This is a genomic window from Clostridium polynesiense, from assembly GCF_000820705.1.
Classification (GTDB): Bacteria; Bacillota; Clostridia; order Clostridiales; family Clostridiaceae; genus Clostridium_AA; species Clostridium_AA polynesiense.
In genome coordinates this window covers 1-12,812 of the sequence record NZ_CCXI01000037.1, presented here as the reverse complement: position 1 = coordinate 12,812, position 12,812 = coordinate 1, and the positions used below count along the sequence as shown (strand labels likewise).

Here is a 12,812-nt window from a genome sequence, read left to right as displayed (position 1 = left end):
CAGACTGCATCTTCCGTTCTGCAATGGGTAAAGACGGAAATATAAGAACAGTAACTGGTGATATGAATACTATTATGGCTGGACTAGCCTGTGGAGAACCAAACACTATTTCATGGGATATCTTAAAGAATAACAGTTCATTTTTTATTTCCTGCCCTGATTATATTTCCGCTAAAGGCATGAGGATTCTTGCCTCTCCTATTTTCGGAGATCCTTCTGTTGTCTCCGGAGAATCTGGTGCAGTAACCATGGGAATTTTATTTGAAATTATGAAAAATAAAGATCTTAAAGATTTAAGAGAGAAACTAAAGCTTAATGAAAATTCTAAAATACTGCTATTTTCCACAGAGGGTAATACTGACCCTGATTTCTACCGTGAAGTTGTGTGGAATGGCCGATATCCCTCATTTTAACCTTTAAAGGATCTCCACATATTATCTAATTTTTATAGGAGGAATGTAAAATGGATTTTAACACAATTAAAGAAGCATCTCAAAATTATTTACCTTGTATGACTAAATTCTTAAGGGATTTAGTATCTATTCCCGGTGAGAGCAGTCAGGAAGAAGGTGTAATAAAACGGATTGAAGCTGAAATGAAATCATTAAGCTTTGATAAGATAGAAATAGACCCTATGGGAAATATTCTAGGGTATATGGGTAATGGAACAACTTTAATCGGTTATGATGCTCACATTGACACTGTTGGACTTGGAGAAATCTCTAACTGGACATTTGACCCTTATGAAGGATATGAAAATGATGAAGAGATTGGAGGCAGAGGAACCTCAGATCAATTAGGAGGAATAGTTTCTGCTGTATATGGTGCAAAAATTATGAAGGATCTGGGGCTTTTAAGTGATAAATACACAGTTTTGGTTACCGGTACAGTTCAGGAGGAGGACTGTGACGGTCTATGCTGGCAATATATTATCAATGAAGAAAATATACGACCTGAATTTGTAGTTATCACAGAACCCACAGACGGAAATATTTACAGAGGTCAAAGAGGACGTATGGAAATCCGCGTAGAGGTAAAAGGAATCTCCTGTCATGGATCAGCACCGGAGCGCGGTGATAATGCTATATATAAAATTGCTGAAATTATACAAGAAGTTAAGGAGCTTAATGAAAGATTACATGTAGATCCCTTCCTTGGTAAAGGAACCTTAGCTGTATCTCAGTGTTTTTATAATTCTCCCAGCCGCTGTGCTGTAGCTGATATGGCTGCTATTTCTATAGACAGAAGATTAACTGATGGAGAAACTTATGAAATTGCTCTTGATGAAATCAGAGCTCTTCCATCAGTAATGAAATATAGCGCTGAGGTAACAATGTATACCTACGAAAAGCCTAGCTGGACAGGGCTTGTATATCCTACAGACTGCTACTTCCCTACATGGGTAATTCCTGAAAATCATGAAGCTGCTCAGGCTGTTGTTAAGGCTTATAAAGGAATGTATGGAGAGCCTCTTGTGGATAAATGGACTTTCTCCACTAACGGTGTTTCCATAATGGGACGCTTCGGAATTCCATGTATAGGCTTTGGACCGGGTAAAGAAGCAGAGGCTCATGCACCAAACGAAAAAACCTGGAAGGCAGATTTAGTTAAATGTGCTGCAGTTTATGCCGCTATCCCTACACTGTACTGCAGATAGAACCATAAAAATATAAAGCCGTATAACTCCTCCATCATCCAATGTGTTAATGGAGGAGAAAAAATAAAATCTAAAGGAGCGTATTCATGAAAACTCTACAGGATTACATCAATAAGCTGAATCAATTAAATTTTAAAGAAATGTATAACAATGATTTTTTTCTTACCTGGGAAAAGACCGACGATGAGCTTGAAGCTGTTTTTACTATAGCAGATGCTCTTCGCTATATGAGAGAAAATAATATCTCCACTAAAGTTTTTGAAAGCGGCCTCGGCATATCTTTATTCCGAGACAACTCCACCCGTACTCGCTTCAGCTTTGCCTCTGCCTGCAATCTTTTAGGTCTTGAGGTTCAGGATTTAGATGAGGGAAAATCTCAGATAGCGCATGGAGAAACCGTCCGTGAAACTGCTAATATGATTTCTTTTATGGCTGATGTAATAGGTATAAGGGACGACATGTATATTGGAAAAGGAAATACCTACATGAGAGAGATTTCCAGGGCAGTACAGGAGGGAAATAAAGCAGGTATCCTTGAGCAGAGACCTACCCTTGTTAATCTTCAGTGCGATATAGACCACCCAACTCAATCCATGGCAGATATGCTTCATATTATTCATGAGTTTGGAGGTGTTCAAAATCTTAAGGGTAAAAAAATAGCTATGACCTGGGCATATTCACCTTCCTACGGAAAACCTCTGTCAGTACCTCAGGGCATCGTAGGACTTATGACCCGTATGGGTATGGAGGTTGTACTTGCACATCCGGAGGGATATGAAATAATGTTCGAGGTTGAGGAAATCGCAGTGGAAAATGCTAAAAAATCCGGAGGCTCCTTTACTAAGACTCACAGCATGGAGGAAGCCTTCAAGGATGCAGACATAGTATATCCAAAGAGCTGGGCTCCCTTTACAGCTATGGAAAAGCGTACGGAGCTATATGCAGAAAACGATTTTCCGGGAATAAAAGCCCTGGAAAAGGAGCTTTTATCTCAAAATGCTCAGCATAAGGATTGGGCCTGCACCGAGGAAATGATGAAGCTCACTAAAGATGGAAAAGCCTTATACCTGCACTGCTTACCTGCTGATATCACAGGAATCAGCTGTGATAGCGGTGAGGTAGATGCATCAGTATTTGACCGCTATAGAGATCCTCTCTATAAGGAAGCAAGCTATAAGCCATATATAATAGCTGCAATGATATTCTTAAGTAAGTTCAAAAATCCGCAAAGAACCTTAAAGGCTTTAGAGGAAAGAGCTTCTAAGAGAAAATTTGACTGATAATATAATGCACTTATTATAAGGGAAGGTTCCAGGGGATTGATAGTGTAAATAATTTATGGGGGTGCAATGTCATGTTAAATTCTAAAACTCAGGAAATCATTCATAATAATGACTCTTTATTTACTCTGAACGGCAAGCCTAGCCTTGCTCTTGCCCTGCCTCAGTCTATTCAGCATGTTCTTGCTATGTTGGTGGGGAATATAACTCCTCCTATACTGGTAGCCCAGCTTCTTGGTCTTCCGGAAAGTGACAAAATCCTTCTGATGCAGGCAGCTATGATTATCGGAGGAATAACCACCTTAATTCAAATCTTCCCCATTATGGGCTTCGGCATGGGTCTTCCTAATGTAATGGGGGTTGCCTTTGCCTATATGCCTATACTATCTGCTATTGGAGTAGCCTACGGCATCAGAGCAATCTTCGGCGCTCAGCTGGTGTCTGCCTTTGCTTCTATCTTCTTAGGGATGCTCATGGGTAAAATAAGAAAATACTTTCCTCCTATAGTCAGTGGTACAGTGGTTTTAAGCATTGGTTTATCCCTTTACAGCACCGCTGTTAATTACATGGCTGGAGGTAATGCATCTATGAAGGATTTTGGAGCTCCTAAATACTGGATTATAACCCTTATAGTACTCGCCGTTACTCTTGCCTGCTGTTTCTTTGGTAAGGGATATATAAAGGTATCCGGGATGCTTATAGGTATTGGATTAGGCTATATTATAGCTTTATTTATGGGAGGGATGATAAACTTCCAAGCTATGAGGAGCGCCTCCTGGATATCTCTTCCACGGCTCTTCAAATGGGGGCTTGAATTCCATCCATCCGCTATTATCGCCATGATATTAATGTATATTGTACAAGCAGTTCAAACTATTGGTGATGTTTCCTCCACAGCAATAGGTGCCTTTAATCGTGAGGCTTCTGATAAGGAAATCGGAGGAGCCATCAAAGGTCAAGGTATATGTGGTATGCTCGGTGCCTGTATAGGAGGACTCCCCACAGATCCCTACAGTCAAAATGTTGGTCTTATAGTAACTACAAAGGTAGTTGCTAAAAAGGTATTCCTCATTGTAGGTATAATAATGCTGGCAGCAGGTCTTTGCCCTAAATTTGGTGCCTTAATGACCACAATCCCCTATCCTGTTCTTGGCGGTGCTACAGTAACAGTTTTTGCTGCTATAACCATGTCAGGAATACAGCTTATTTCAGAGCAGCCCTTAAACTATCGCAATAAGCTCATCGTAGGTATTTCCCTGGCCCTGGGTGTTGGAGTAAGCACTGTATCAGCTTCACTGCAGTTTTTCCCTGCAGATCTTCAGAATATAATAGGCAAATCCCCCATAGTACTCTCCTTCATGGTGGCCTTTATATTAAATATAATCGTTCCTGAGGATAATGCCATAGAGAAATAGAATAAACAGGGTGTCTTAATATAAATACTAATTGGGAGGCAGGCAGATAATTACTTTATCTGCCTGCCTCCCACATCACCCTGTGCGCTATTCGGTACAGGCTGGATCTTTAGCTTATACATACTCCTTAGAAGTCTTTTAAGAAAAATAAAATGGATTTTTTATAACTTCATAGCGAAGCTCCACAAATTGGTTAAATCGATTTATGCTGTTCAACTTTAAAAGTGTTTGAAAATTATTTTCTCTGAATAAGGGAATACCACTGCCCAATAAAACCGGAGCAATAGTAACAATAATTTCATCTACTAATTTTTCTTTGATAAAATCGTAAATTAATTCACTGCCTCCCATAACCCAAATATTTTTTCCGCTTTTGTTTTTTAGTTCCTTCGAGAATAAACAGACATCTTTATTGACGAAGGATACATATTGGGTATCTTCTTTTGATGTTCTGGAAAAAATATAGCATTCCTTATCTTTGTATGGAAAAACCTCTTCATGTGCCATAAGCCAATCATAAGTGGTTCTCCCCATTATTATCGTATCGATGGTATTGTAAAATTCTGATATTCCGTTATCACCCTCACCTTCAACATTAAACAGCCAATCCAGGTTATGATCCTTTGTTGCGATATACCCATCTAAAGTTGAAGCAATAAACAATACTAGCTTACGTTCTTCCATTATCTCACTCCCTTTTTAAATACTTGTGTTTATATACAGTATACAATTAATTGTTGACATCTATATGTCAACAATTTATAATATTAAAAATAAATTTAAAGGAGTATACTATGAAAGTTGACCGCCTAATATCTATTATTATGTTGCTGCTGCAGCGAAAAACCATAACGGCACAGGAACTTGCAAAGATTTTCGAAGTTTCCACTCGAACTATTTATCGTGACATTGAGGCTATTAACCAAGCTGGAATCCCTATAATTACTTACCCGGGACCCACAGGCGGAATTCAGATTATGGAGGAATATCGTGTTGATAAGCGTTTGTTCACAATATCTGACCTTACTTCATTATTAATTGGGCTGGGTGGATTCCATAGCCTTTTATCGGACAGCGCAGTTAATAATACAATAGCAAAAATTAAAGGAATGGTTCCCCAGGATCAGATAAAGGAAATTGAGCAAAAAGCCAATGAAATTTCTTTTGATATGACACCTTGGGTAGATGACAGTAGACAAGGCAGCTATTTTTCTATATTTAAGAAAGCAATTTCTGAAAGACAAATACTTATTTTGGAATACAGAAATTCAAGAGGCAGTTTAAGCATAAGAGAGGTAGAGCCCTATCGCTTGCTCAATAAAAATCAGGTTTGGTACTTGCAAGGATATTGCCTACTACGAAATGAACTGCGTACATTTCGTTTTTATAGGATAGAAAAAGTTTCCGAAACCTATAAAACCTTTGAACCAAGACAAATAGACTTTTCTGAGTTTAATGAAAACTTTTATACCACAGCACCAAAAGTTGAAATTACAATACGCTTTCATGAAGATAACAAGACAGAGATAATTGGTTATTGCGGCGACGGCGTAATTGAATCCTTTAAGGATGGCTATTACACAGCAAAAATTATCACAATGGATAATGAAGATGGTTACAAGACTTTATTCCAATTTGGTGATAAATGCCAGTGTCTTGAACCAAAACGTGTACGGGATTATTTAGGAAATTTGTCTGCGAGTATTGCAAAACTGTACGCTGAATAATTCAATTGCTCCAGACTTCAACTAAAAGGTAAACTATTTTGTATTCCCTTATGCCTCATAACAGGTGTTATTCGCTAAAAAATAAAATTACTACGGAAGCTAGTCTTCCGTAGTAATTTGTACTACTCTAATATTATTAATTAAATTACTGTTTATCTCAAAGTGTTAACTATATAATTAGTCATGGATAATACTACCGCAGCTGTTCCCGCAATACCAGTTACTAAATAGGTTTTAATCTTAGAGCAGCGATATTTAATATATGCCTCTGCAGCAATAAAAGTCCAAAACAACGCAGTTACTGCGTATATTGTGCTTCTTTCACTATAAAATAAGCTAAAAATCATAATAAATACAGAGAGCAAAGTAAAAATAGCAAATCCATATTTTCTTCCCTTGTGCTCTGCATTTTCCATACCTTTATCATCTTTTTCTCTCTTGTTTTCTTCAATAGCACTTTCTTTATTCATTTGATAATAACACCTTCTTAGCATACTTTTACTCTAGATATATTTTTTTGTCCTATCATTTATTTATTCTACAGATTTTATCCTGTTCCTTCACCTTTTTTACTGCTCTTAATATATTTTCATACCCGGTACATCTGCATAGATTTCCTGAAAGCTTTTTTCTCATTTCTGATTCTGTATACTCTTTATCATCCTCTACTATAGGTACCGCAGACATTACAAAGCCGCAGGTGCAAAAACCGCACTGTACCGCACCTTCATCTATAAAAGCCTGCTGAATATCCGTTATATTGCCTTCTTTATCCATCAAACCTTCCAGAGTACGTATATTCTTACCCTCTGCCCAAATTGCAAGATAAATACAAGAATCGAAAGTCTCATTGTCAATCAGCACAGTACATGCACCACATTCACCAACCTCACAGCCTTTCTTAACACTTGTAAGATTAAGCCTGTTTCTCAGTACGTCAGCTAAGGATTCCCTGTCATCTATCATCAATTGTTTTTCTTCACTATTTACCCTGCAGTTTAAAATCACATTAGCCATTAATTGCACCTCCGCATTTTATTATCGATTCCCTCAATGCTCTTTTGCTTAGCTCATATACCAAGTGAAGCCTAAAATCTTTAGAAGCTCTCCAGGAATTACGAGGGCTGACTTCACCCTGTGCAGCTTTACCAAAGGCTTCAAAGAGCTCCTCTGAAATTTTCATACCGGTAACAGCTGCTTCAGCTTTCGGGCACCTTATAGGAACTGGAGCTGCAACTCCAAAGCCTAAATGCACCTCTGCGATTTCATCCTTTTCTTTGTTCAACCTGCACATCACACTGCATCCAAGGGTTGCAATGTCCATGGCGTTACGCATGGCATATTTAATATACTTACCTTTAAATCCTTCATAATTTTCTTTTCTGATATAGACAGCGGTTAGTAGTTCTCCTTTTTTTAAATCTACCTTTCCCGGTGCTAAATAATACTCTGATATGGGAATAATCCTTTTTCCCTGAGGACCAATTATCTCAAGCTCTGCGTTAAGGGAAAAGAGAGTGGAGGCGCTGTCTGCACTGGTAACACCATTTGAGATATTTCCACCTATAGTTCCTATATTTCTTATTTGAGGTCCGCCCACCTCATCTACAGCTTCTCCTAAAACCGGTATATATTTTTGTATAACAGAGCTTTCTGAAATATTAGAAAAGCTGGTAAGAGCTCCTATTTTTATACTTTCGTCCTGCTCCAAGGATACTCCCTTAAGCTCCTGAAGGCTTTGGATGCTTAAAAGGGAACATCCAGCAAGCTTTCCCTTCCTTATACTTATAAGAACATCGCTTCCTCCCGCTATAATTACAGCCTCTGGATTTTCCACAAGATAATTTACAGCATCCTCCACAGAAAACGGCTGATAAATACTTTTTATATCATACATCTTTTTCACCTTCCCTTTTACAGCAGATTATGCTTTTTAAATTCTTCAATTAATCTTTGAGGTGTCAATGGACTTTTGTTAAAGTGAACACCTGTTGCATTGAGTACAGCATTTCTTACTGCAGGAGCAGCAGGGATGGCAGGCGGTTCACCCAGAGCTTTATTTCCAAAAGGACCTGATACATCGTAGGTTTCGGCAAATTGGGCTTCTAAATGAGGAGTATCCATAATTGTAGGAAGCTTGTAATCAAGCAAATTATCATTATACATTTCACCGGTTTTTTCATTAAATAAAAGCTGCTCACTAAGTCCAAAGCCCAGACTCATACTCATTCCTCCATGAACTTGTGCTGATGCCAGATCAGGATTAAGCACTCTTCCACAGTCATGAACGTTGATGATCTTATTTACCTTTATTTTTCCTAAAGGAATATCTACTTCTACATCAGCAAAGCAAACACCAAAGGCAAAGCTATTGGACTTACATTGATTTGTTGCTTCCGCCGTTAAATGCACGGATTTTTCAGTATTATAAAAGGCATGCATCGCTACTTCTTTAAGGGAAGCTAATTTTTCCTGAGTCTCCTTTATTACGATATTGTTTTCTTTGATGTCAATATTTGAAACAGGTAATTTAAGCATAAAGGCTGCATGAATTAAAATCTTTTCCTTAAGCTGTTCTGCTGCCTTTTTAGCAGCCATACCGGATACATAAGACTGTCTTGAGGCATAAGCTCCTGTATCAAAGGGAGTAATATCTGTATCCTGGGCTGAAATAATATGAATGTTCTCAGTAGGAATATCAAGAATTTCAGAAACCATTTGAGTAAAAACCGTATCAGCTCCCTGTCCTATTTCCGTAGCTCCCATTTGAACCTGTAGGGATCCATCTTGATTTAAAACTATCCTGCAGGCAGCAGTTTCTAAAGATATTGGGAAAACACCTGTAGCATAGCTGAATACTGACATACCCACACCTTTTCTTATAGGTCCCTTTTGATTTTTATATTCTTTAAGCTTATTATCCCAATCTATATATTCTTTTCCTTTTTCAATACACTGAAATAAACCGTTGCTGTAGCACCTTACCTGATTATCAACAAATCCCAGTTTCATAGAATTAAGCTTTCTGATTTCAATAGAACCTATACCTAATGATGCCGCAATATCTTCAATATGAGCCTCTAAGGCAAAGGTTATCTGAGGTATACCGTATCCTCTCATAGCACCGGAAGGAGGCAGGTTTGTAAATACTGAATACATGTCTCCCTTCACAGCGGCTTCATCGTTATATATCTGCTTAAAGGCATGACCTGCCTTGCTTGTAACGCTATGGCCATGAGAGGCGTACGCTCCCTTATTCCCATAAATCTCTATGCTTCTGGCAGCAAAACGCCCATTGGGTCTCACGTAACTTTTAATCTTAATTTTCATAGCAGTTCTCAGTCTTGTATTAACAAAATCCTCTTCTCTTGTAATATCCAGTTTTACGCATCTTCCCCCTACTGACTGACATAGGTATGCATTCAGCGGTTCATAAAGAACCTCCTGCTTGTTGCCAAAGCCTCCTCCTATATAGGGCTTAATAACCCTTACTTTACCCCAGTTTATACCTAAAGCTTGACCAATTACTCTCCTTACTATGTGAGGTATTTGTGTTGAAGAAACCACTACAATTTTACCGCCCTCTACATAGGCGTAGGAAATAGGATTTTCAATGTGACAGTGTTTCACTGGAGAGGTTTCATACTCTCCTTCAAATTTTATAAGCCCTTCCTCTTTTATGGCTTTTTCATAATCACCGATCTCATAGCTTGTGTGTGCTAGTATATTGTCAGGATACTCATCATGAATAGGTTTATCCTTGCTTGCTAAAGCCTCTTCTACAGATAATAGAGGCTTATAATCGTCATATTCAACCTTTATAAGATTTATTGCTTTTTCTGCAGTTAAACTGTCTTTTGCTACTACCGCTGCAATATCATCTCCATAATATCTCACCCTTTTATTTAGAAGCTTTCTATCTGCAACATCTCCATGGTCAGGATCTAAAGAAAAGGGATGTCCTGCTGTAGGATAAGCTCTATCAGGAACATCAAAGCAGGTTATTATTTTATAAACTCCTTCAAGTTTTTCAGCTTCTTTTATATCTATACTTTTAACTAATCCGTTTGCTATAGTGCTGTGAAGGATCTTTGCGGTAAGAGCATTGCCTATTTGAAAATCGTCGGTGTATTTTGCCCTGCCCGTAACCTTATCAAAGGCATCCACCCTTTTAATATTTTTTCCAATACCCATTTTGCCCCTCCTTTTATAATAAATCTAATAAATCATCTTATTATATGCAGATGTGGTTAAAATGCACCACATCAAATAATCCTTTGTCTGTAACCTTAAGTTCCGGAATAACCGGCAAAGCCATAAAGGCTAGGGTCATAAAGGCATTCACTCCATCATTTATGCAAAGCTCCTTTACTGTAATGTTATTTATTTCTTCATGAGCTTCACATATCTCCTCCAGAGATTTGCTTGACATTATTCCCCCTATATCTAGAGGAAGACATCCTATAACTTTCCCGGATTTCACAGCCACAAGTCCTCCCCCCATTTCTTCCACTTTTTCCACTGCTAATTTCACAGCTTCCCTACTGTCCCCTATTACAATGAGATTATGTGAATCATGGGCTATTGTAGACGCCACAGCTCCATTTTTAAGCCCATATCCTTCAATTAAGCCCTTACCAATATTTCCTGTTCCATGATGTCTCTCAAATACATAAATAGGTAGTATGTCAGCTTCTTTATTATATTTAAAGCAGCCTTTTTCATCCCTATTAACCTGTCTTATCACTGTTTCAGTACAGAGGCTGTGTTTTAGAAGCTTAATAACCTTGACAGTGTCAGAGGAAAGCTTAATATTTAAGTCTTCTAAAGTAAATTCTTTTATATCAATGCTTTTAGATATATCTTCATATCCCTTTTCATATATCTTTTCAGGTAAACAAATATCCTGTTTTATTTCTATACCATCTTTAAAAGTTCTTAGCACATTAAAATCTATTAAATTATCAACTATTATGAAATCCGCTTTATATCCCGGTGCAATAGCTCCAAGCCTCTTAAGTCCATAGCACTCTGCAGAATTTAAGGTAGCCATCCTAATTGCAGTGATGGGATTAACCCCTGCTTTTATAGCCAATCGGATATTATTATCTATATGTCCTTCCTGTAAAATATCCTTGGAATGCCTGTCATCGGTACAAAAAGTAAATCTTCTTTCATTAAAAGCATTTACAGTTCCTGCCAAATTCAGCAGATTCTTTGCTGCAGAGCCTTCTCTTATGGCAATATACATACCGTTCCTGAGCCTGTCTATCACTTCCGATTCACTGGAACATTCGTGATCTGTAAGTATCCCTGCTGAAGCATAGGCATTTAACTCTTTTTCCTTAATTCCAGGTCCATGACCATCAACTGTCTTATTATATTTATATGCAAGCTCAAGCTTTTTAATAATCCCTGTATCACAGCACGTAACCCCTTGATAATTCATTAATTCTCCAAGTCCCAAGACTCTTTCATGGTTCATAAGCCCCTCTAAATCCTCTGCTTCCAAGACTGCTCCCGAGGTTTCAAAAGCAGTTGAAGGAACGCAGGAAGGAAGCATGAAATAAATTTTTACAGGAATATTTTCGCTGGCTTCCAGCATGTATTTTATCCCATTAACCCCTTTAACATTAGCAATCTCATGACAATCTGCTATGACGGTAGTGGTACCTCTTTTTACTACGGCTCTAGCAAATTCATAAGGTGTTCCCAAAGAGGATTCTATATGAACATGTGAATCAATGAGCCCTGGAACTAAATATCTCCCCTCTCCGTCTATTATCTTTTCTCCTTCATAATCTCCAATTCCAATAAATACTCCCTCACTTATACCTAAGCAGCCATAAATTATTTCCTGTGAGAAAACATTTATTATGCTGCAGTTTTTAATTACTAAATCTGCTTTCTTCCTTCCGGCAGCTGCATCAATTAAGGATTTTATTCTATTTGAATCCATTTAATACATTCTCCTATTATTTCCTTTTGTTTCTTTATATTACATTTACAGGTAATTAATGTCAATATGCTATGAGGATAAATATAAAAAAGTCAAAAAATTTTTGCAAGGAAATATTATTTTTGCAAATTGTATTGATTATAAAAATAATTATTGCTATACTTAATTATGTAATATTTGTATTTTATATAAAATTATGGATAAATAATCTTGGAGGTTTTTATGGCAGATGACTTAAATATAGATTTTTTAAAAAGATTAGCAAAGGGTATTTCCGCACAATTTGGGCGAAATTGTGAAGTAGTTATACATGACCTTTCTACTGATAAGGTGGACTACCCTATTATATTTATAGAAAACGGGAATGTTACAAACAGAACTACTGACGCCAGCGCCTCCCGTGCAGTATTAAATGCCTTAAAGCACAGTACAGAAGAGCTTGAGGATAAATTAGATTATATTACAACTACAAAGGACGGAAGACTTTTAAAATCCAGCACTATATATATAAGAAGCAAAGAAAATAAACCTATTGGGATTTTTTCAATAAATTATGATATCACTGAATTAACTATAGCCCAAAACTGTTTAAACTCATTAATTGGAAATAAGGAAAATATTGAAGAAGCAGATAAAATCCCTCAAAATGTAAACGAGCTTCTGGAGGATTTGTTAGAAGAGGCTGTAAAAAGGGTTGGAAAGCCTGTTCCTCTTATGACTAAGGAACAGAAAATTGAAGCGGTCCAGTTCTTAAATGACGCCGGAGCCTTTTTA

The 12,812-nt window shown here is 37.5% G+C and carries 11 protein-coding genes and 1 pseudogene; 6 read left to right on the top strand and 6 right to left on the bottom strand.

What is annotated here, in order from left to right:
- The 4 genes and pseudogenes from TA89_RS18510 to TA89_RS03955 form a co-directional block, all read left to right on the top strand.
- Nucleotides 1–413 (top strand): annotated as a pseudogene (locus TA89_RS18510) (diaminopropionate ammonia-lyase); the annotation flags it as partial.
- Nucleotides 414–463: 50 nt separating this feature from the next.
- The gene (locus TA89_RS03965; protein WP_040211039.1) at nucleotides 464–1,657 is read left to right on the top strand and encodes a YgeY family selenium metabolism-linked hydrolase; all 1,194 of its coding nucleotides are present in this window, start codon (nucleotides 464–466) and stop codon (nucleotides 1,655–1,657) included.
- A gap of 86 nt (nucleotides 1,658–1,743) precedes the next feature.
- Complete coding sequence (gene ygeW / locus TA89_RS03960) at nucleotides 1,744–2,937, top strand: knotted carbamoyltransferase YgeW (protein ID WP_040211038.1); 1,194 nt, start codon at nucleotides 1,744–1,746, stop codon at nucleotides 2,935–2,937.
- A gap of 74 nt (nucleotides 2,938–3,011) precedes the next feature.
- Nucleotides 3,012–4,352 carry a uracil-xanthine permease family protein gene (locus tag TA89_RS03955; RefSeq protein ID WP_052447313.1) on the top strand — a complete coding sequence of 447 codons (1,341 nt, stop codon included), beginning with the start codon at nucleotides 3,012–3,014 and terminating at the stop codon, nucleotides 4,350–4,352.
- 138 nt (nucleotides 4,353–4,490) lie between these two features.
- Here the strand turns inward: TA89_RS03955 and TA89_RS03950 are convergent, their stop codons facing one another.
- On the bottom strand, nucleotides 4,491–5,036 hold the full coding sequence (locus TA89_RS03950; RefSeq protein ID WP_040211037.1) for a dihydrofolate reductase family protein: 546 nt from the start codon (nucleotides 5,034–5,036) through the stop codon (nucleotides 4,491–4,493).
- Between the two features lie 110 nt (nucleotides 5,037–5,146).
- On the opposite strand from TA89_RS03950, the gene TA89_RS03945 reads away from it, so the two are divergent.
- Nucleotides 5,147–6,079, top strand: coding sequence for a helix-turn-helix transcriptional regulator (locus TA89_RS03945; protein ID WP_040211035.1), 933 nt, complete (start codon nucleotides 5,147–5,149; stop codon nucleotides 6,077–6,079).
- 152 nt (nucleotides 6,080–6,231) lie between these two features.
- Here the strand turns inward: TA89_RS03945 and TA89_RS03940 are convergent, their stop codons facing one another.
- Genes TA89_RS03940 through ade form a run of 5 tightly spaced genes read right to left on the bottom strand, consistent with a single transcriptional unit; the run spans nucleotide 6,232 to nucleotide 12,038 of the window.
- A complete protein-coding gene (locus tag TA89_RS03940) occupies nucleotides 6,232–6,549 on the bottom strand; it encodes a DUF6442 family protein (protein ID WP_040211033.1) in 318 nt (105 codons plus the stop codon).
- Between the two features lie 55 nt (nucleotides 6,550–6,604).
- Nucleotides 6,605–7,096 (bottom strand): xanthine dehydrogenase subunit XdhC, encoded by a 492-nt coding sequence (gene xdhC / locus TA89_RS03935; protein ID WP_040211030.1) that lies wholly within the window; start codon nucleotides 7,094–7,096, stop codon nucleotides 6,605–6,607.
- Nucleotides 7,089–7,976: a xanthine dehydrogenase subunit XdhB gene (gene xdhB / locus TA89_RS03930; protein ID WP_040211029.1), complete on the bottom strand. Its 888-nt coding sequence runs from the start codon at nucleotides 7,974–7,976 to the stop codon at nucleotides 7,089–7,091. Before xdhB ends, xdhC begins: the two co-directional genes overlap by 8 nt.
- Before the next feature lie 17 nt (nucleotides 7,977–7,993).
- A complete protein-coding gene (gene xdhA, locus TA89_RS03925; protein ID WP_040211027.1) occupies nucleotides 7,994–10,273 on the bottom strand; it encodes a xanthine dehydrogenase subunit XdhA in 2,280 nt (759 codons plus the stop codon).
- 40 nt (nucleotides 10,274–10,313) lie between these two features.
- A complete protein-coding gene (ade, locus tag TA89_RS03920) occupies nucleotides 10,314–12,038 on the bottom strand; it encodes an adenine deaminase (RefSeq protein WP_040211024.1) in 1,725 nt (574 codons plus the stop codon).
- A gap of 222 nt (nucleotides 12,039–12,260) precedes the next feature.
- On the opposite strand from ade, the gene TA89_RS03915 reads away from it, so the two are divergent.
- Nucleotides 12,261–12,812: helix-turn-helix transcriptional regulator (locus TA89_RS03915; protein ID WP_040211021.1), on the top strand; the 552-nt coding region annotated here is incomplete at its 3' end.

Bases quoted from the DNA above. Each gene is read 5' to 3' on its own strand.
- TA89_RS03955 (WP_052447313.1), top strand. From the start codon at position 3,012: ATGTTAAATTCTAAAACTCAGGAAATCATTCATAATAATGACTCTTTA.
- xdhA (WP_040211027.1), bottom strand. From the start codon at position 10,273: ATGGGTATTGGAAAAAATATTAAAAGGGTGGATGCCTTTGATAAGGTT.
- TA89_RS03950 (WP_040211037.1), bottom strand. From the start codon at position 5,036: ATGGAAGAACGTAAGCTAGTATTGTTTATTGCTTCAACTTTAGATGGG.
- xdhB (WP_040211029.1), bottom strand. From the start codon at position 7,976: ATGTATGATATAAAAAGTATTTATCAGCCGTTTTCTGTGGAGGATGCT.
- ygeW (WP_040211038.1), top strand. From the start codon at position 1,744: ATGAAAACTCTACAGGATTACATCAATAAGCTGAATCAATTAAATTTT.
- ade (WP_040211024.1), bottom strand. From the start codon at position 12,038: ATGGATTCAAATAGAATAAAATCCTTAATTGATGCAGCTGCCGGAAGG.
- TA89_RS03945 (WP_040211035.1), top strand. From the start codon at position 5,147: ATGAAAGTTGACCGCCTAATATCTATTATTATGTTGCTGCTGCAGCGA.
- TA89_RS03940 (WP_040211033.1), bottom strand. From the start codon at position 6,549: ATGAATAAAGAAAGTGCTATTGAAGAAAACAAGAGAGAAAAAGATGAT.
- xdhC (WP_040211030.1), bottom strand. From the start codon at position 7,096: ATGGCTAATGTGATTTTAAACTGCAGGGTAAATAGTGAAGAAAAACAA.
- TA89_RS03965 (WP_040211039.1), top strand. From the start codon at position 464: ATGGATTTTAACACAATTAAAGAAGCATCTCAAAATTATTTACCTTGT.